The organism is Aquibacillus koreensis (assembly GCF_025154055.1).
GTDB lineage: Bacteria > Bacillota > Bacilli > Bacillales > Amphibacillaceae > Aquibacillus_C > Aquibacillus_C koreensis.
In genome coordinates this window covers 298010-315833 of sequence record NZ_JAOALK010000056.1, presented here as the reverse complement: position 1 = coordinate 315833, position 17824 = coordinate 298010, and the positions used below count along the sequence as shown (strand labels likewise).

Genomic DNA, 17824 nt, shown 5'->3' with positions numbered 1-17824 from the left:
GATATAATGGTAAAAGATGATACAGTTATTTGTAAAAGGTGATTCGGTAATATGAAGAATGTGGGGTGTTTCCATGGAATCAATGGATAAAACAATGAAATTTAATTTTTCAGAAGAACCCTTTGATGAAAGTGTCAAAGAAGTATTGCTAACCGTACATGAAGCATTAAGAGAAAAAGGCTATAACCCAATTAATCAAATTGTAGGTTATCTGTTGTCAGGAGATCCAGCATATATTCCTAGACATAAAGATGCGAGAAACCTTATTAGACGGATTGAAAGAGACGAGTTAATCGAAGAACTTGTTAAGTTTTATCTAGATCAGAATAAAGAGGCTTAATGATGAAAAAAATGGGCTTAGATGTTGGGTCAAAAACAATTGGCGTTGCTATTAGTGATGCGCTAGGTTGGACAGCCCAGGGGTTAACAACCATTAAATGGAACGAGTCAGAAATAGACAGTGCTTACGATGAATTGGCTAAAATCATTTCAGAACATGATATTCAAGAAGCGGTAGTTGGATTACCGAAGAATATGAATGGATCAATTGGTGAACGTGGTGAAGCTTCGATGCTGTTCGCAGATTACTTAAAAGAGAAATTCAACTTGAAAATAGTGCTCTGGGATGAACGTTTAACAACAATGGCTGCGGAGCGAGTGCTGTTAGAAGCAGATGTAAGTAGAAAGAAAAGAAAAAAAGTAATCGACAAGATGGCTGCATCCATGATCTTGCAAGGTTATCTTGATTCAAATCAATAATTTGGAGGTGAAGGAATGGCTTTAGAAGAAAAAGAGCGAATTATCATTCCTGACGAAAATGGAGAAGAACACTTATTTGAGGTGTTATTCACATTTGATGTAGATCAAACTGGTCACTCTTATATTGCGGTTGTACCAGTAGAGCAAAAAGATGACGAAGAGGTCGAAGTTTTTGCTTTTCGATATGAGGACCAAACGAATGAAGATGACTTGTCTTTATTCCAAATCGAGTCTGATGAAGAGTGGGAAATGGTTGAAGAAATGCTAAACACATTAGCAGATGAAGAAGATAATTAAAAAAATGTACCTCCTCTTAATAGAGGAGGTGCATTTTTTTGTACCCTCATATATTTGTAGGAATAGACTTTATGATTTTGGCGGAATTATTTGAAAGCAGACAGTTATTTTCCTTTGAGGAAAAAATATTAAAATTAAACTAATACCTAATAAGAGAGTCATTCGAACGCGTCAGAGAGCGAACCATGAGCTAACGCGTGAGAAAGAGGCGTATTCGAACGCGTCAGAGAGCGAACCATGAGCTAACGCGTAAGAAAGAGGTGTATTCGAACGCGTCAGAGAACGCACCATGAGCTAACGCGTAAGAAAGAGGTGCATTCGAACGCGTCAGAGAACGCACCATGAGCTAACACGTAAGAAAGAGGTGTATTCGAAAGCGTCAGAGAACGCACCATGAGCTAACGCGTAAGAAAGAGGTGTATTCGAACGCGTCAGAGAGCGAACTATGAGCTAACGCGTGAGAAAGAGGTGCAATAAAACGCGTTAGCGTGAATCCATAGGCTAATGCGCCAGTAAGAAATCCTAAGAGTAGGTTAGTGTTGAACCCGACATATCTGTTTATTAATACTCGATAATTGCTCAAAGATAATTAAGTTAAGATGAACGAGAATCTCTGTCATTTAACTAAACCACTTCAACCAAAAAAATCACACATAAAATGCGTAATATGGTGGATTTCGCAATTTTATAGAAATCATGACGAAGTTTGTAGTATAATATATCGGATGAAAGGGGGATATTCGATGTCCACGTCAGATAATGAGAAGAATCAACAAAAAGAAGAGCGTCGAGTTGAAAACAAACAACAAAAAAAGAAGAGTCCAACCCTTCGTGATCGAAGAAAACAGCGCGGAGAAGATGCACGGATAGTTAGAAGGATTGTTTCGATTCTACTAGTTGTTATAACGATTGCTATTGCCGTTGGAGGGATGTCCGGTTACCGATATATAAAATCCGGCTTACAACCATTAGATCCAGAAAATGAAACTATGAAAGAAATCGTCATTCCAATGGGATCTTCATCTTCCCAAATTGCTACGATACTTGAAGATAACGGGATTATAAAAAATAGCATGATGTATCGTTTTTATATAAAGTTTAATAATGCTGCTGACTTTCAAGCCGGAGAATACACCTTGTCTCCTTCTATGACATTGAGTGAAATAACAGATTCATTACAAACAGGTCGAGTTATGAGAGAGGCAGTGTTTACAGTTACGATTCCGGAAGGTAAAACGATAGAACAAATTGCGGAAATCTATGCGGAAAAAGCAAGTATAGATAAAGATGAATTCTTAGACACCGTATCGGACCCTGAATATATTCAAGTACTTATGGATGCTTATCCGGTCTTGCTATCGGACAAGATACTTGCAGAAGGCATTCGAACACCTTTGGAAGGTTATTTATTTGCTGCAACGTATGATTTTTATGAAGAAAATCCTAGTGTAGATACAATTGTACACACGATGTTGAAAAAGACAAGGGATGTTGTTCTGCCATACATTGACCAAATAACAGCTATTGAAGGTTGGACAGTCCATGAAGCCATTACGATGGCGTCATTAGTGGAGAACGAGGCTAGAACAGAAGAGGAAAGAAAGCGAATAGCAGGTGTGTTCTTTAATCGCCTAGAAGCAGATATGATGCTACAAACAGATCCGACTGTATTATATGCATTAGGTGAACATAAAGATAGAGTTTTATATGATTACTTAGAGATAGAATCACCGTATAATACCTATCAAATTGTAGGTTTACCAATAGGACCTATTTCTAACTTTGGTGAAAACTCTTTAACTTCTGTACTTGAACCGGAAGAAACAAATTATATGTATTTTCTTGCTGCAAATGGGCAAATCTATTATGCAGAAACGCACGATGAACATGTAAGGTTAAAAAACCAATATTTAAATAGAGAAGAATAAAAAGTAGTAGGGAGTAGAGATTTCTATTCCCTGCTTTTCTGCTTACTATAATCGTAAGTTCGATAACTCTACAAATACGATTTTAAAAAGTCATGCAAGGAGGCGTGCGTTAGTGGATCACGAGTTAGAAAGATATTTAACGGACCACCTAGATCCAAACGATGAAAAAGTTCAACAATTGGAAAACTATGCAAAAGAAAATCGAGTACCTATTATGGAGCCACTAGGTATAGATTTTCTTATGCAGATGGTGCGTTTAAAGCAACCAAATAATATTTTAGAAATTGGTACAGCAATTGGTTATTCTGCTTTACGAATGCTAGAGGCAAACCCATCGGCTCGTATTGTAACAATAGAAAGAGATGAGATTCGATATAATGAAGCTGTTAGAAATGTACAAGCATGGGGAAAGCAGCAACAGATGGACTTATTGTTTGGTGATGCATTAGAAATGGAGAATGAGGCAAAACTAAAAGGTCCATATGATTTATTATTTATTGATGCTGCAAAGGGACAATATAAGCGTTTCTTTGAAATATATAGTCAATATTTAACGGATGATGCTCTCATCATTTCAGATAATGTATTATTTAAAGGCATGGTTGTAAGCCAAACGAACGAAAAAAATCGTTTGAATAACGTTGCAAAAAAATTAAGATCTTTTAATGATTGGTTAATGGAATTGCCGGAATACAAGACAACCATTGTTCCTATTGGGGATGGAATTGCTATAACTGTTAAAAGATGAATTGAACAAAGGAGATAGGGAAATATGTCACAAAATAAACCAGTAGTCATAGGAGTTGCCGGAGGGTCTGGATCAGGGAAAACATCCGTAACACGATCTATTTGTCAACGCTTTGCTGATAAAACAATTCTTGTTATTGAACAGGATTATTATTATAAAGATCAATCCGATTTACCTTTTGAGGAGCGTTTACATACTAATTATGATCATCCACTTGCTTTTGATAATGATTTGTTAGTACAACACGTAAAAGAATTGTTAGAGCAGAAACCAATTAAAAAGCCCGTTTATGACTATAAGCTACATACACGCTCTGAACAGGCAATTGATGTAGAACCGAAAGAAGTAATCATTTTAGAGGGTATTTTAATCTTAGAAGACCAGCGATTATTAGATTTAATGGATATAAAAGTATATGTGGATACAGATGCTGACGTTAGAATTATCAGAAGAATGTTAAGAGACATTAAGGAAAGAGGCCGTACGATTGATTCTGTAATTGATCAATATATAAATGTTGTACGACCTATGCATTTACAATTTGTAGAGCCTACGAAGCGTTATGCGGATATCATCATTCCAGAGGGTGGAGAAAACCTTGTAGCAATAGATTTAATGGCTACAAAGATACAAACAATTCTAAGTAAGAAAACGTTTTAATTCAATTAAATAGAAAAGTATTGAAAATTCATGTAAAATCTGCCATAGTATTTGTTATAGTTTTCATTAACTTCGTTGCCATTATAAATAACCATACAACGAATGATTACTTACATAATGGTTAATACGGACTTATTATTCAGAGCTAGAATATTTGTTGGGATTAAAAGGAGTGTTTGGAATGGCTGTTGAAAAAAGCTACTACATGACTCAAGAGGGAAAAGAAAAGCTTGAGAATGAGTTAGAGTACTTGAAAACCGAAAGACGACAAGAGGTTGTTGAACGAATAAAGATTGCTCGAGGTTTTGGTGATTTATCTGAGAACTCCGAGTACGATGCAGCAAAAGACGAGCAAGCGTTTGTAGAGTCAAGAATTGTTCAAGTAGAGAATATGATTCGTAATGCAGTTATTATAGAGAACGATAATCAAAATCCAAATGTTGTTGCTTTAGGTAAATCCGTTACTTTTCAAGAGTTACCTGATGGTGATGAAGAAACATACACTATTGTTGGTAGCGCGGAGGCTGACCCTTTCGAAGGGAAGATATCCAACGATTCGCCAATTGCTAAAGCACTGATTGGACATGAGATTGGAGAAGAAATAACTGTTCCTACTCCAGGTGGAGATATGGATGTTAAAATTGTAAAAGTTGAATAGAAAAAAGTTTCATGCACATCACGTGTATGAAACTTTTTTTATTTGGTTTAATTTTATTTAGAACTGTAGATACTTGGAACTGGAGGGGAGTTTTATGAAACGTAACCGAGTTCGTGTATTTGCAGTTATCATTCTTTTATATTTTAGTTTTGGTATGTATAAACTCATGGATATTCAATTGATATCTCCAGAAACCTATGGTCCTGAAAAGGTTAATCTACTTGAAGAAAGCGTCAAACAACGCTCAAGTCAGATCACATTATCTAATGGTAGAGGATATTTTTTAGACCGAAATAATCAAGCTTTAAATCGAAGCAAGACAAAAGACGTAGTTATTTTTCCATTTGTTGCATCGATGAAGTTATCACCTTCCATGGAGCAAATGCTTGAAACAACATCCGTTAATTGGAAGGATAAGCTTGTTCAATCGAAAAAGCCGCTATACCTTTCAGAATTAGGAGATATACAGATAACAAATGATATGTATGACAATGTACAAAATGAATCAATTCCAGGCATAGTAGCGGTTGAAAGAACAGTGGAAAATGACGAACTTTTAGCTTCTCATGTCGTAGGTATTGTAAGAGCAAATAGTGATGAATTTAAGTCTAGATATGAGGAATCATTAGAATATAATGAACAACCTGTTGGTATATCAGGATTGGAAAAAGCCTTTGACCCTTTTTTGCTCTCAAAAGATGAACAAAAATTGATGTACCATGTTGACGCGAAAGGAGACCCTTTGTTAGGGCTTGACTTTCGATATCAAGGTGAAAGTGATCCGTTTTATCCAGTTAAAGTCCAGACAACACTTGATCTCGATAAGCAAACAATGTTGGAAGGCATAATAGATAAACAGGGGATTACGAAAGGTGGAGCCGTGTTATTAGATGTAGAAACTAGAGAGGTGCTCGCAATGGTATCACGCCCCTCTTTTGATCCAAAGGAGCCTTATAAAGATAACCACCTATCTAATCAAATGCTTATATCACATTTTCCAGGGTCTATTTTTAAGACAGTCATTGCTGCTGCAGCAATTGAGCAATCGGAGGATTCGCTTCATAAGCAATATGATTGTGATAAGAATCTATATGGCGATTCCCCATCAGATCGAACATTAGGTATGCTTAACTTTGAAGAGAGTTTTGCCCAAAGTTGTAACTTTACATTCGGAAGTATCGCGATAGATATGATGAAAGAAGATCAAGCAATTATAGAAAAATACGCAGAAAAATTGGGATTAGTTCATCCAGTAGGATGGAAAGGCGATATATTTCATTATAATAACTTTAAGCAATTACCTGAGGAAGAATCTGGTAATATATGGGGAGACGATCAAGATCGTTATGTTGATCGAGCAATTGCGCAAACAGCAATCGGACAAAAAGAGGTGAAAGTAACGCCACTTGCAATTGCTAATATGATGGTAACAATTGCTAATAATGGCGTAAAGGGAGAAGTTAAGATTGTAGATAAACTTTTATATAATAACGGAACAACCATGCAGGAATTCAAACCACACGGACAGGTGAAGGACAGTATCAAAGCAAGCACGGCTAAAGAATTACAAAATCTTTTAAAAGGTGTGGTGGACAATGGCACAGGTGCAAGCTTAAATGCCTTTCCTGTTTCGGGAAAATCTGGCACAGCAGAAACTGGCCGAGAAAATCAATATCATCATTGGTTTGCAGGTTACTTTCCTACAGATAAACCAAAATATGCTTTAGTTGTAGTTGACTTAGACCAGTCATCGGGACAAGCTAAAACATACCCTGTTTATTATGATAGTGTTGAAAGCCTATTGAATCATGATTCTTTCGCACAAAATTAGTGTTTATGAGAGCTTAGACGTACGCTCATTAAACTGGATATAAGGGTAATTAGGTAATAAAGTTTGTTCTAAAAAGCAATCTTTATCCGTTGAAAGTATAAGTTCAAAAACAACCTGTTCACTTATGTCTGAAAACTCAATACGACTATGGTTATAAAAATAAATGATAAGTATGTTATTAGTCTTATCGTAGCTTATTTTATTAAAAGTTGGTAGATTCCATATTGATTGATTAAATGTTGTAGTTTTCAAACGTTAACACACTCCTTAAATCGCTTGTTAGTAATGTATTAGATGTTTATGCTTCATTTCCTTCACTTATGTCAAAACTAGAAGAAGTTCGACAAAAAATGAAATAATTGACAAGCTATCATTGGTAAGCATTATGATACATAGTATAATAAAAAGACAGAATGTAAGGAGGAAATGAAAATGTCTGAAGATTATAATCCATTTAATAGGGTTGATCGATTTAAGAAGAGAAGAAATAACACAAAGGCTATTACTATTTTCGGGATAGTAGGGTTGGTATTTGTTGTCATTCTTATTGGTGTTTTTGTTTTAGGTGGTGAGGACGATGACAATCTAGCGCAAAGTGCACATGAAGACGAGAATCAAGAGCGGACAGATGATACGAATGAACCAGATAGCGAGGAAGTAACAGATGAAGAACCGTCTGTAGAAGTAACGACACCCGAGAGTACGACAGATGATGAACCCTCCGATGATGAGCCAACAACGAATTCGGATGAACAATCTGAAATAGTTAAAGAAACAGTTTCCTCGGATGATGAAAACGTGATAGAGGCATATACTGCTAACTGGAAACCAATTGGTACCTCGCAAGTTGGTGAGCATGAAATAAATTGGAGCGAACTTCAGGATTCACAGGATTGGCCAGAAATATTAAGTGCATCTAGTTTAGCAACGAGTGTTTATGTGGATGACATGATTGCTTGGTGGGTAGAAGGTGACGGAGAAGAAAAAATCATTGCTACTATTTCAGATAAAGCCCAAACAGATACGTATCGTGTATATCTTTCATGGGTTGATCAAGAGGGTTGGATGCCAACAAAAGTTGAATTATTAAAAGAAAACGACAAAAAACCTTTATTTGAAGATGATGCAAACGATAATCAATCAGAAGAAACAGAGGGTACGGAAACCTCGAACGTTGAGGAACAAACTGCAGACCAACAAACGAGCAACACAACGGAGTTAGAAGTGGTAAACGAATAAGGAGGACAAATATGCCTATCGGAATTATTGGAGCAATGGATGAAGAAATTAAATTATTACAAAATAAAATGGTAAATAAAAACCAAGAAGATATAGCAGGCTGCCAATTTACAACAGGGACGTTACATGGTAAAGAAGTTGTATTATTAAAATCCGGTATAGGAAAAGTAAATGCAGCCATTGCTACAACGATCTTACATGAGAAATACAACCCTAATCTTGTTATCAATACAGGATCAGCGGGAGGCTTTGCTGAAGACTTACAAATTGGTGATCTAGTTATTTCTACAGAAGTTACACATCATGATGTGGATGTTACAGCGTTCGATTATGAATATGGACAAGTTCCTGGGTTGCCTCCGACTTATAAAGCTGATGAAAAACTAATAAACCTTACCATGCGTGCAATTGATCAGTTGAATAATGTAAAAGGATTAAAAGGCCTAATTGCTACAGGGGACTCTTTTATGCAGGATGAAGAACGCGTTCGTTTTGTAAGAGGAAAGTTTCCTAGTATGATTGCTGCAGAAATGGAAGCTGCTGCAATTGCTCAAACATGTTATCAATATAAAACACCATTTGTCGTGATTCGAGCACTTTCTGATATAGCTGGAAAAGAATCTTCTATTTCTTTTGATGCCTTCTTAGAAACTGCTGCAACAAATGCTGCGAATCTAATTATCGAATTAGTGGATAATATATAGTTATAGGAAATCTCTTTCCATGATTTACATCCTCTTCATCTCCAGGAAATGTGTTAAGATGCTAATGGAGAGGGGGAATAGATACATGGATGGACAAACACGTATGAAACAAAAAATTGAGGATTTCAGTAGATTCTTAATTACGCTACTAGTTCTAAGTATCTATTTTTACTTAGGGTTAGTCATCTTTACCTTTATAGAACCTTCAGATAAAAGTAATATATTATTAATATTGTTAATCACAAGTGTTTCTTTAGCTGGATGGTTTGCTTTTTTATTATCCAAATGGAGAAAACAGTTACATGAATCTTTAGAACAATAGAAAACCTCTGATTCGTTTTTAATCAGAGGTTTTCTATTTATTTAGATTATAAGCACTCTATGATACTTACGACGAACATATCATTGGTTTAAAGATAGTTATAATAGTAATATGCTCCGCCTAAGATTAAGAGCAATACGACGCCTACAACTAATAATGCAAAGCCGATGCCACTTCCTGAGCTGTATCCATAGTTATAAGGTGTGTTGTATCCGTAACCATATCCGTAATAACCATCATAATCATATCCATATCCGAAATCGTCGTACCCGTACCATCCATCATAAGCTCCGTATCCCTGATATGGGTTCGTGTACGGATCGTAACCCCAATATGGCATTATTACTCACCGCCTTATAGGTTTATATACTTTATCATATGATAAAGAACCCTAAATGGAATGGGTGAGTATCACAGTAATGGATAACGATGCATTAATTTCCTTTTTCTTTTTTATAATATTCATGAAAAACTTTCATTAATGCGCGTTTTTCGATTCTTGATACATAACTTCGAGAAATCTTTAACTTTTTAGCTATTTCCCTCTGTGTTAAGTCATCTTCATTTCCTAAACCATAACGACATATAATTACTTCTTTTTCACGATCATCCAGAATACCTAAATATTCCTTTATTTTCGCTACTTCCATGTTCAATTGGATATATTCGATGACGTCTTCATTTTCCGCTTGCAAAATATCGATAAGACTAATTTCGTTTCCTTCTTTATCTTGGCCAATTGGATCTTGTAAGGAAACATCCTTTTTTGTCTTCTTTAATGCACGTAGATGCATAAGTATTTCATTTTCAATACAACGTGCTGCATATGTTGCTAATTTGGTGCCTTTTCCACTAGAAAAACTTTCTATCCCTTTGATTAACCCTATCGTACCAATTGAAATAAGATCTTCCGTATCTTCACCAGTATTTTCAAATTTCTTGACGATATGAGCAACGAGTCTTAAGTTGTGCTCAATTAGCATATCTCTTGCATGATCATCACCTTCTTGCATCTTTTGAATATATTTAGCCTCTTCGTCTGATGATAACGGTTGAGGAAAGGCATGATTTTTTACATAGGATACAAAGAATAGCGCCTCTTTAAATAATAAAGCCAATGCGCTTAGAATGGTAGACAAACACATGCACCTCCTGCTAATTTTAGGCTAAAGCCTATATAACACTTTATGAAGGTATGTGACTAAAAGTGTCTGTCCCATTTTAATTTGTTTCATGTTTTTGTATCGAAGCGCTTGAGAGGAGTGATAAGGATAACGGTATGCAGGGGGATGTGTGACTCTAGAAAAGGATAAAACTTGATTACACTTAAGGAAAAGTACAAAATAAAAACCCTTGAAGTAAGCAAAATACGACAAGAGTTCGACAATTCGATTTATTTCTATTTTTTCTAAGTGTTTGCGACAATTAATTGGCGAGGTAAATTAATTCATGGGCTAACGATCTTCTTTGGATTTCTCTCTCGATTAACCGAATAAATTCTGGACTGAGTTTTAATTCGTTCGCTTTATAATACGATTCTAGTAATAAATCATCTGATAAATGTTCCATCATTGCCCTCCTATTACTGGGAGTCCCCTTCTAGTATTTAGAAAAGTAGGATATGTCTTAAGAAGTTAATAATACTTTATCATGAATAGAGAAGTCGAACAAGCTCGAAGTTATCTACAGGAGGGTGTATATAACTTGTTAGTAAACCGGATTTTTACTATAAAATAGTTGATTTATCAAGTGTGATTTTGTGCATAAAGTTATCCACAGTTAAGGTGCGTGTAGAAATTTGTCGAAATATTTTTTGGATTTTTTCGCTTTTCATACATATATATGGTAAGTTTTCATATTTTTTTTAATTAAATTTTGAAAGAGGAAGCGAAATTGTTTATTATGGGTAAGGAAGTATAAAAGATCGGTTGAGGTGAACTTCATTGTTAAAACTATTCTTACCAAACGAACATGTGAAAAACGTATTCGAGATAAAACCAGAAGCGTTAAAGGCGAAAGGTGTAAAAGGTATTATTACTGATTTAGATAATACGTTGGTTGCTTGGAATGTAAAAGATGCAACTCCAGAGATCATCCAATGGTTTAAGTCTATGGAAAAAAACGATATAAAAGTTACGATAATCTCTAATAATAATGAGGAAAGAGTAAAATTGTTCTCAGAACCTTTAGAAACACCGTTTGTATTCGCTGCAAGAAAACCGCTAGGAAGAGCATTTAGAAAAGCTGTTAAGCAAATGAAATTAAAAAAAGAAGAAGTTGTTGTAATTGGTGATCAATTATTAACGGACGTATTAGGTGGGAATCGATCGGGTTTACACACCATTCTTGTTGTACCCATTGTACAGACCGATGGGAAAATAACACGTATTAACAGACAAATCGAAAGAAGAATTTTAAATTGGATGCGCAAGAAAGGTATGATTAGTTGGGAGGAATAGATATGGAAGAGATCGTATGCCAGGGTTGTGGTGTTTCGATTCAATCAGAACGTCCAAACGAAGCTGGTTTTGCGCCTGCTTCTGCTTTAGAAAAAGAGACAATTATTTGTAAGAGGTGTTTTCGTTTAAAACACTATAATGAGGTACAAGATGTATCGTACACAGATGACGACTTTTTGACCATGATTAGTCAAATAAGAAATACAAAAGGATTAATTGTAAAAATTGTAGATATATTTGATTTTAACGGAAGCTTCATTTCAAGTTTGCAACGTTTAACTGGAAATAACCCTGTTCTACTTGTTGGTAATAAAGTGGACTTGTTGCCAAAATCAACGAACAAAAGTAAACTGATCCAATGGATGAAAAAGTCCGCCAGTGATCTTGGGGTAAAGGTGCAGGATGTATATTTAATCTCAGCAGCTAAAGGGATTGGAATGGATCAGTTAGAGGCTGCTATTGCAGACTATCGTGCAGGAAGAGATGTCTATGTAGTTGGTAGCACAAATGTAGGTAAATCAACGTTTATTAATCGGTTAATCGATAGGTCTACTGGTGTTAATGATGCAATAACAACGTCTTATTTTCCTGGAACCACTTTAGGATTTATTGATATTCCGCTTGATGAGCAGAGTTCATTGTATGATACTCCTGGTGTAATCAATCGAGGTCAGATGGCACACTACTTATCAGATCAAGACTTAAAGGTAATCACACCTAACAAAGAGATTAAGCCTAGAGTATATCAACTCAATGAAAAACAGACACTATATATTGGCGGCTTAGCTCGTTTTGACTTTGAAAAAGGGGACAAACAATCATTCGTTTGCTATTTTGCAAATCAATTATCGATACACCGTACGAAATTAGAAAATGCGGAGCAACTCTATGAGAAGCATGTAGGGGAAATGTTATCTCCTCCAAATGAAGAAACATTAAAGTCCTTACCAGCATTAAATGGAAAATCAATGCGAATAGAAGATAGTAAGGTTGATATTGTATTTCCTGGCCTTGGATGGATCACTATTCCAAATGGTGGCGTAACGATTACAGCATTTAGTCCAAAAGGGGTTCCTGTTTCGATACGTACATCCTTAATTTAAATGAGTTGAATAAGCTGATAGGGGGAGGAAAATGGCTTTACAATTGGGGTTAGTAGGATATCCGATTCAGCATTCTTTATCTCCATGGATCCATCATCAATTTATGAAACAGGAAGGAATTGATGGCACATATCATCTGTTTGAAACAACGGAAGATCAATTGGAAAATACATTTGAACAGATAAGAGATAGAGGGGTTGATGGTTTTAACATCACAGTTCCTTATAAACAGAAGATCATGAAATTTCTCGATGAATTAGATGAAGATGCCCAAAGGATTGGTGCGGTTAATACTGTAGTTCACCAAAATGGGAAATGGAAAGGATATAATACAGATGGACAAGGTTATGTGCATTCTGTCAAAAGGTCTTACCCGAACCTGTTTAAAGAAGAGACGAAAGTATTAGTATTAGGTGCTGGAGGCGCAGCACGTGGTATATACCGTGCGCTTGTTCAGGAATCTTTTGAAAAAGTTGATGTAGCGAATCGAACTACTGAAAAGGCAAAAGAACTGTTAGACGTAAAGAAAGATCATATTCAAACGGACATTCTAACTTATCAAGCGGCTGAACAACAATTGAACGCCTATGATTTTATCGTTCAAACTACTTCTGTTGGAATGAAGCCAAATACAAATGACCAAGTAATTTCTTTGGACCATGTAAAACCAGGGGCAGTAGTTAGTGATATTGTGTATCAACCTTTGATGACAGAGCTGCTACTCGAGGCTAAAGCTAGGGGAGCAAATATTCATCAAGGTCATGCGATGCTATTATACCAAGCACAACTGGCTTTTAAGATATGGACAGGAAAAGATGTTGATGCCGAAAAAATACTTGAGCAACTAGAGATGAAATTGCGAAGGAGTGAATAACATGTTAACAGGAAAACAAAAAAGACATTTACGTGCACAAGCACACCATTTGAGTCCAATATTTCAAGTTGGAAAAACTGGTGTTAATGATAATATGATCACGCAAATAGCAGAAGCGCTTGAAAAAAGAGAGCTAATCAAAGTATCAATTCTTCAAAATTGTATGGAAGATAAGGATGAAGTAGCAGAACAACTTGTAAATGGTGTAAATGGAGAATTAGTACAGGTGATTGGAAATATAATAGTGTTATATAAGGAATCAAAAGAAAATAAACAGATTCAACTACCGTAGTTTGTATGCAAAAAGGAGCCTTTTATGAAAAAGATCGGATTAGTAGGTGGGACATTTGATCCTCCGCATTACGGTCATTTATTAATTGCTGAGGAAGTATATGATGGTTTATCACTTGATGAAATTTGGTTTATTCCATCAAATGAACCTCCACATAAAGCTAAATCAAATACAGATGCTACTTATAGAGTAGCGATGTTGGAAGCTGCTACAAGTGACAATCCACATTTTAAAGTCAATACGATTGAAATGGAACGTCAAGGAAAATCATATACCATTGATACAATTAAATTGTTAAATGAGCGGTATCCAGACACAACTTTTTACTTTATCATCGGTGCAGATATGGTGGAGTACTTGCCAAAGTGGTATCAAATAGAAGAACTAGTGAAGTTAATTCAATTTGTTGGTGTAAAACGTAACGACTATGAATTAATTACGGAGTATCCTATTATGGAAGTGAATATACCATCGGTGGAAATTTCTTCAACTATGATCAGGCAACGTATAAAAAATCATCAATCCATAAGGTATTTAGTTCCTCCTAAAGTGTTAGATGTAATAAAGGAGTATCGGTTATATGATGAATCGTGAAGAGGCACTTAATTTAGTTGAGCCTCATTTAAAAAAGACACGCTTTGAGCATACGAAAAGAGTAACGGATACAGCAGTAGACCTCGCTAAACTTTATAACGAGGATGTTGGTAAAGTTGAACTAGCAGCTGTATTTCATGATTATGCAAAGTATCGAGATCTGGAGGAAATGAGACGTTGGATCATTAGTGAATCGTTACCGAAAGATTTGTTAACTTTCCATCATGAACTCTGGCATGGTCCTGTAGGTGCAATCCTTGTTAAGAAAGAAATTGGTATTAATGATCAGATGATATTAAATGCTATTAAATATCATACAACGGGTAAAAAAGATATGACAAAGTTAGAGAAAATCGTTTATTTAGCTGATTATATTGAACCAGGTAGGGATTTTCCGGGAGTGGACAAAGTAAGGGAACAGGCAGAGGTAGATTTGGACATGGGTTGTTTCATGGCAACAAAAAATACAATTCAGTTTTTGTTAAGCAAGAATCAACCGATCTACCCCGATACATTTCATGCATATAATGATTTATTAATGACGATAAAAAACAAGTGGAGGGAAGAAATGAATGGATAGTAAACAACTAGCGAATATAGCAGCAAAGGCTTGTGATGACAAACGTGGAGAAGATATCGTAATTTTAGATATGCAAGATGTTTCATTAATTGCTGACTATTTCTTAATCTGTCAAGGGTCAAGTGAACGTCAGGTTCAAGCAATTGCACGTGAAATTAAGGAACAGGCGGAAGAAAATGAAATAACAATTAAACGTTTGGAAGGTTTTGAACAAGCAAGATGGATACTAGTTGACCTAGGAGATGTCGTCTGTCATGTCTTCCATAAAGATGAACGTCATTATTATAACTTAGAACGCTTGTGGGGCGATGCGCCACAAGTAGAATTCAGTTTTGAACAAGAGGGATAAAAATGTCTTATGCAAAAATGGCTCTTGTTTATGATGCGTTAATGAGTGATGCTCCATATGATGATTGGCAAGCATTTGCGGATTTCATATTTAAAAAGTATAGTACCGATATAAGCACTGTTGCAGACTTAGGGTGTGGAACTGGACAGATTACTCGGCGGCTAAAAAAGCAAGGGTACCAGGTGTTTGGTGTGGACTATTCGGAAGATATGCTTGCCTATGCACAACAGGCCGCGACAGAAGAAAAGTTATCCATAGAGTGGTTTAAACAAGACCTAAGGGAATTAAATGGATTTAGTAATGTGGACGCTGCTGTTAGCTTTTGTGATGTAATTAACTATATAACTGACTTTGACGAACTTCGAATTGTTTTTAAAAATGTTCATCAGATCCTTAAGGATAAAGGTCTATTCTTATTTGATGTACATGCACTTGAACATGTCGAACAGAATCTACAAGATCAGACATTTGCTGAAGTGTACGATGATCTTTCCTACGTTTGGTTTTGTAAATCTGGCGAAAATCAAGGTGAGGTATATCATGATTTAACTTTTTTTGAATTAGATAATGAAATGTATGAACGCTTTGATGAGACACATCATCAACGTACTTATTCTATTCCGACTTATAAGCGTATGTTAGAAGAGACTGGATTCGTCGTAAAGGGTATATTCGCAGATTTCTCTACGCAAACGATGCGGGAAGATGAATCTGGAGAACGAATTTTTTATGTGTGCGAAAAAAATCGAGGTGATTAACCTCGATTTTTTTAATACACGGAACCTTTTAATTGGAGTCTTTTCCTAAGTTGTAAAAAAAAACAGCATTGAAAAGGATTTTTAAAAAGAATGTCGAATAAATTACTTATCTAAAAGTTGATGACTGATCTTCTCAACATCCTCTTTAAATTTATCATGCGTAGCTTCAATTAGAGAATGAAATAATTCTCCGAGGTTTGCGTCTATTGCTCTTATCCCTTCGCCGGTAACTCCTCCTTTGACACAAACCTTATCAATTAACTCGGGCAACGAATAATGGCCATCTTCAAGAAGTTTTCCAAATCCTATAAACATTTTTTCGGTTAAATCAGAAGCCAATTCTTTACTAACGTTTGTTTCCTCAGTTGCGGCAAGAATATATTGTTCTGCTAAATAACCAAAGAATGCAGGGCCACAAGATACAATGTCGGAGGCTATCCTAGTTATATTATCCTCAATTAATTGTGGTGTAGAGTAAAGGTTAGCACTTTGTAATAAGTATCCTTCCATTTCTTTGGTAATCCTACTTCCAAATGTTGCGAGTGTAACTCCTGATTTTGCTCGATTAGTTATGCTTGGGATCATTCTTGCAACTTGGCAAGGTACTAATGATTCCAATCTTTCAACAGAAAATGGACTAGTGATAGAAACAATACATTGATCTTCAGACAGGTATGGATACAGATCGGTTAGTAAAGAGTGAATTTCAAGTGGTTTTACACAGATGTATAGAATATCAGCTTCTTTAACCACCTTTTCAGCTGTTTCACAAACATGAACGTTTGGATATCTATCCTGAATGGCATAGGCTTTATTAATTGTTCGGTTTGTAATGTGTAAATCCTCTTGTTTTACGACATGTGAAGTCATCCATGAGTCAATTAATATTTCACCCATATTTCCGGTTCCAATTACTCCCCATTTCATGGTGCTCCCCCCTAAATATGCTTTTACAATCCATTCTATGTGAACCATTAGCGATATATGAGAAAGGAAGTGACTTATTTATGAATTGGATAAAAAATAACTGGATTATTATTTTAATTATAGGGATTATGCTAGTGTATGTGTTTATCGATCAAATAAAATCACCAAAAGCAGAGGAAGTGTATGTTGATAATGGATACGAGCTAGCTGCAACAATCCAAGACGATAATGTACCTGAAGAAATAGCAAACCAATCATCAGCAAAACAAGAAGTGAAATATGTAGATGTAAAAGGAGAAGTCAATAATCCAGGAGTTTTTCGGATAGAAGACGGAGACCGAGTCGTAGATATCATAGAAAGGGCAGGAGGATTTACAAAGGATGCTAATCAAGAAACGGTAAACTTAGCGCAAAAGGTGATTGATGAGATGGTTATTCATGTAAGTGCAATAGGCGAGGAAAATGCTCCAATTGCCGTTGTGAATGAGGGGAATAACAAAATAAGAATTAACATCGCATCGAAAGAAGATCTCCTCTCACTAACGGGTATTGGAGAGGTAAAGGCCAATGCAATTATCGAATATCGAGAGTCTAATGGTCCTTTTAAAACAATTGAGGATTTAAAAAATGTAAATGGTATTGGAGCTAAAACGATTGAACAAATTGTTGAACAAATTGTTATACCTTAACAGATTGACTAGGAATAGGACGAGGAGTAAACTAGATAAAACACACCAATAAA

General features: G+C 35.7%; 24 protein-coding genes. 20 read left to right on the top strand and 4 right to left on the bottom strand.

Annotated elements, in window-relative coordinates; genetic code table 11:
• Positions 1 to 73 precede the first annotated feature (73 nt).
• The 11 genes from NYQ66_RS18085 (at position 74) to NYQ66_RS18035 (ending at position 9146) form a co-directional block, all read left to right on the top strand.
• Positions 74 to 340, top strand: coding sequence for an IreB family regulatory phosphoprotein (locus NYQ66_RS18085; protein ID WP_259871495.1), 267 nt, complete (start codon positions 74 to 76; stop codon positions 338 to 340).
• Between the two features lie 2 nt (positions 341 to 342).
• Positions 343 to 759, top strand: coding sequence for a Holliday junction resolvase RuvX (ruvX, locus tag NYQ66_RS18080; RefSeq protein WP_259871493.1), 417 nt, complete (start codon positions 343 to 345; stop codon positions 757 to 759).
• 15 nt (positions 760 to 774) lie between these two features.
• The gene (locus NYQ66_RS18075) at positions 775 to 1056 is read left to right on the top strand and encodes a DUF1292 domain-containing protein (RefSeq protein ID WP_259871492.1); all 282 of its coding nucleotides are present in this window, start codon (positions 775 to 777) and stop codon (positions 1054 to 1056) included.
• Positions 1057 to 1799: 743 nt separating this feature from the next.
• A complete protein-coding gene (gene mltG, locus NYQ66_RS18070; protein ID WP_259871490.1) occupies positions 1800 to 2984 on the top strand; it encodes an endolytic transglycosylase MltG in 1185 nt (394 codons plus the stop codon).
• Positions 2985 to 3003: 19 nt separating this feature from the next.
• On the top strand, positions 3004 to 3732 hold the full coding sequence (locus NYQ66_RS18065; protein WP_311202032.1) for an O-methyltransferase: 729 nt from the start codon (positions 3004 to 3006) through the stop codon (positions 3730 to 3732).
• 24 nt (positions 3733 to 3756) lie between these two features.
• On the top strand, positions 3757 to 4392 hold the full coding sequence (gene udk / locus NYQ66_RS18060; RefSeq protein WP_259871488.1) for a uridine kinase: 636 nt from the start codon (positions 3757 to 3759) through the stop codon (positions 4390 to 4392).
• 181 nt (positions 4393 to 4573) lie between these two features.
• Positions 4574 to 5050, top strand: a complete 477-nt coding sequence (greA, locus tag NYQ66_RS18055; RefSeq protein ID WP_259871487.1) for a transcription elongation factor GreA — start codon at positions 4574 to 4576, stop codon at positions 5048 to 5050.
• Between the two features lie 94 nt (positions 5051 to 5144).
• Complete coding sequence (locus NYQ66_RS18050; protein WP_259871484.1) at positions 5145 to 6881, top strand: peptidoglycan D,D-transpeptidase FtsI family protein; 1737 nt, start codon at positions 5145 to 5147, stop codon at positions 6879 to 6881.
• A 432-nt stretch (positions 6882 to 7313) separates the two neighbouring features.
• Entirely contained in the window at positions 7314 to 8120 is an 807-nt protein-coding gene (locus NYQ66_RS18045) for a YrrS family protein (RefSeq protein ID WP_259871482.1), read from the top strand.
• 11 nt (positions 8121 to 8131) lie between these two features.
• Positions 8132 to 8824, top strand: coding sequence for a 5'-methylthioadenosine/S-adenosylhomocysteine nucleosidase (gene mtnN / locus NYQ66_RS18040; RefSeq protein ID WP_259871480.1), 693 nt, complete (start codon positions 8132 to 8134; stop codon positions 8822 to 8824).
• Between the two features lie 85 nt (positions 8825 to 8909).
• Positions 8910 to 9146, top strand: a complete 237-nt coding sequence (locus NYQ66_RS18035; protein ID WP_259871478.1) for a YrhC family protein — start codon at positions 8910 to 8912, stop codon at positions 9144 to 9146.
• 88 nt (positions 9147 to 9234) lie between these two features.
• Here the strand turns inward: NYQ66_RS18035 and NYQ66_RS18030 are convergent, their stop codons facing one another.
• From NYQ66_RS18030 to sda, 3 genes are all read right to left on the bottom strand, one after another.
• A complete protein-coding gene (locus NYQ66_RS18030) occupies positions 9235 to 9486 on the bottom strand; it encodes a hypothetical protein (RefSeq protein ID WP_259871476.1) in 252 nt (83 codons plus the stop codon).
• Positions 9487 to 9580: 94 nt separating this feature from the next.
• Positions 9581 to 10285, bottom strand: coding sequence for an RNA polymerase sporulation sigma factor SigK (gene sigK, locus NYQ66_RS18025; RefSeq protein ID WP_259871474.1), 705 nt, complete (start codon positions 10283 to 10285; stop codon positions 9581 to 9583).
• 286 nt (positions 10286 to 10571) lie between these two features.
• Positions 10572 to 10715, bottom strand: a complete 144-nt coding sequence (sda, locus tag NYQ66_RS18020) for a sporulation histidine kinase inhibitor Sda (protein ID WP_259871472.1) — start codon at positions 10713 to 10715, stop codon at positions 10572 to 10574.
• A 374-nt stretch (positions 10716 to 11089) separates the two neighbouring features.
• Here sda and NYQ66_RS18015 point away from each other — a divergent pair, with 374 nt between their 5' ends.
• Genes NYQ66_RS18015 through NYQ66_RS17980 form a run of 8 tightly spaced genes read left to right on the top strand, consistent with a single transcriptional unit; the run spans position 11090 to position 16155 of the window.
• Positions 11090 to 11605, top strand: coding sequence for a YqeG family HAD IIIA-type phosphatase (locus NYQ66_RS18015; RefSeq protein ID WP_259871469.1), 516 nt, complete (start codon positions 11090 to 11092; stop codon positions 11603 to 11605).
• 2 nt (positions 11606 to 11607) lie between these two features.
• The gene (gene yqeH / locus NYQ66_RS18010) at positions 11608 to 12708 is read left to right on the top strand and encodes a ribosome biogenesis GTPase YqeH (RefSeq protein WP_259871468.1); all 1101 of its coding nucleotides are present in this window, start codon (positions 11608 to 11610) and stop codon (positions 12706 to 12708) included.
• Between the two features lie 31 nt (positions 12709 to 12739).
• Positions 12740 to 13582 carry a shikimate dehydrogenase gene (gene aroE, locus NYQ66_RS18005; protein WP_259871467.1) on the top strand — a complete coding sequence of 281 codons (843 nt, stop codon included), beginning with the start codon at positions 12740 to 12742 and terminating at the stop codon, positions 13580 to 13582.
• 1 nt (position 13583) lies between these two features.
• Positions 13584 to 13874, top strand: coding sequence for a ribosome assembly RNA-binding protein YhbY (gene yhbY, locus NYQ66_RS18000; protein WP_259871466.1), 291 nt, complete (start codon positions 13584 to 13586; stop codon positions 13872 to 13874).
• A 24-nt stretch (positions 13875 to 13898) separates the two neighbouring features.
• Positions 13899 to 14468, top strand: a complete 570-nt coding sequence (locus NYQ66_RS17995) for a nicotinate-nucleotide adenylyltransferase (protein ID WP_259871464.1) — start codon at positions 13899 to 13901, stop codon at positions 14466 to 14468.
• The gene (gene yqeK / locus NYQ66_RS17990; protein WP_259871526.1) at positions 14458 to 15048 is read left to right on the top strand and encodes a bis(5'-nucleosyl)-tetraphosphatase (symmetrical) YqeK; all 591 of its coding nucleotides are present in this window, start codon (positions 14458 to 14460) and stop codon (positions 15046 to 15048) included. Before NYQ66_RS17995 ends, yqeK begins: the two co-directional genes overlap by 11 nt.
• On the top strand, positions 15041 to 15397 hold the full coding sequence (gene rsfS, locus NYQ66_RS17985) for a ribosome silencing factor (RefSeq protein ID WP_259871462.1): 357 nt from the start codon (positions 15041 to 15043) through the stop codon (positions 15395 to 15397). Before yqeK ends, rsfS begins: the two co-directional genes overlap by 8 nt.
• Positions 15398 to 15399: 2 nt before the next feature.
• Complete coding sequence (locus NYQ66_RS17980) at positions 15400 to 16155, top strand: class I SAM-dependent DNA methyltransferase (RefSeq protein WP_259871461.1); 756 nt, start codon at positions 15400 to 15402, stop codon at positions 16153 to 16155.
• Positions 16156 to 16257: 102 nt separating this feature from the next.
• Here NYQ66_RS17980 and comER read toward each other — a convergent pair whose 3' ends face one another.
• Positions 16258 to 17082: a late competence protein ComER gene (gene comER / locus NYQ66_RS17975; RefSeq protein ID WP_259871460.1), complete on the bottom strand. Its 825-nt coding sequence runs from the start codon at positions 17080 to 17082 to the stop codon at positions 16258 to 16260.
• An 80-nt stretch (positions 17083 to 17162) separates the two neighbouring features.
• On the opposite strand from comER, the gene NYQ66_RS17970 reads away from it, so the two are divergent.
• Positions 17163 to 17771, top strand: a complete 609-nt coding sequence (locus NYQ66_RS17970; RefSeq protein WP_259871459.1) for a helix-hairpin-helix domain-containing protein — start codon at positions 17163 to 17165, stop codon at positions 17769 to 17771.
• Positions 17772 to 17824: the final 53 nt, after the last annotated feature.

Excerpts from the sequence above, each read along its gene's own strand:
- NYQ66_RS18085 (WP_259871495.1), top strand. The coding sequence starts at position 74 with ATGGAATCAATGGATAAAACAATGAAATTTAATTTTTCAGAAGAACCC.
- aroE (WP_259871467.1), top strand. The coding sequence starts at position 12,740 with ATGGCTTTACAATTGGGGTTAGTAGGATATCCGATTCAGCATTCTTTA.
- yhbY (WP_259871466.1), top strand. The coding sequence starts at position 13,584 with ATGTTAACAGGAAAACAAAAAAGACATTTACGTGCACAAGCACACCAT.
- rsfS (WP_259871462.1), top strand. The coding sequence starts at position 15,041 with ATGGATAGTAAACAACTAGCGAATATAGCAGCAAAGGCTTGTGATGAC.
- mltG (WP_259871490.1), top strand. The coding sequence starts at position 1,800 with ATGTCCACGTCAGATAATGAGAAGAATCAACAAAAAGAAGAGCGTCGA.
- NYQ66_RS18075 (WP_259871492.1), top strand. The coding sequence starts at position 775 with ATGGCTTTAGAAGAAAAAGAGCGAATTATCATTCCTGACGAAAATGGA.
- yqeK (WP_259871526.1), top strand. The coding sequence starts at position 14,458 with ATGAATCGTGAAGAGGCACTTAATTTAGTTGAGCCTCATTTAAAAAAG.
- NYQ66_RS18050 (WP_259871484.1), top strand. The coding sequence starts at position 5,145 with ATGAAACGTAACCGAGTTCGTGTATTTGCAGTTATCATTCTTTTATAT.
- mtnN (WP_259871480.1), top strand. The coding sequence starts at position 8,132 with ATGCCTATCGGAATTATTGGAGCAATGGATGAAGAAATTAAATTATTA.
- NYQ66_RS17970 (WP_259871459.1), top strand. The coding sequence starts at position 17,163 with ATGAATTGGATAAAAAATAACTGGATTATTATTTTAATTATAGGGATT.
- comER (WP_259871460.1), bottom strand. The coding sequence starts at position 17,082 with ATGAAATGGGGAGTAATTGGAACCGGAAATATGGGTGAAATATTAATT.
- NYQ66_RS18030 (WP_259871476.1), bottom strand. The coding sequence starts at position 9,486 with ATGCCATATTGGGGTTACGATCCGTACACGAACCCATATCAGGGATAC.
- NYQ66_RS17995 (WP_259871464.1), top strand. The coding sequence starts at position 13,899 with ATGAAAAAGATCGGATTAGTAGGTGGGACATTTGATCCTCCGCATTAC.
- yqeH (WP_259871468.1), top strand. The coding sequence starts at position 11,608 with ATGGAAGAGATCGTATGCCAGGGTTGTGGTGTTTCGATTCAATCAGAA.
- NYQ66_RS17980 (WP_259871461.1), top strand. The coding sequence starts at position 15,400 with ATGTCTTATGCAAAAATGGCTCTTGTTTATGATGCGTTAATGAGTGAT.
- NYQ66_RS18035 (WP_259871478.1), top strand. The coding sequence starts at position 8,910 with ATGGATGGACAAACACGTATGAAACAAAAAATTGAGGATTTCAGTAGA.
- NYQ66_RS18045 (WP_259871482.1), top strand. The coding sequence starts at position 7,314 with ATGTCTGAAGATTATAATCCATTTAATAGGGTTGATCGATTTAAGAAG.
- greA (WP_259871487.1), top strand. The coding sequence starts at position 4,574 with ATGGCTGTTGAAAAAAGCTACTACATGACTCAAGAGGGAAAAGAAAAG.
- udk (WP_259871488.1), top strand. The coding sequence starts at position 3,757 with ATGTCACAAAATAAACCAGTAGTCATAGGAGTTGCCGGAGGGTCTGGA.
- ruvX (WP_259871493.1), top strand. The coding sequence starts at position 343 with ATGAAAAAAATGGGCTTAGATGTTGGGTCAAAAACAATTGGCGTTGCT.
- sda (WP_259871472.1), bottom strand. The coding sequence starts at position 10,715 with ATGGAACATTTATCAGATGATTTATTACTAGAATCGTATTATAAAGCG.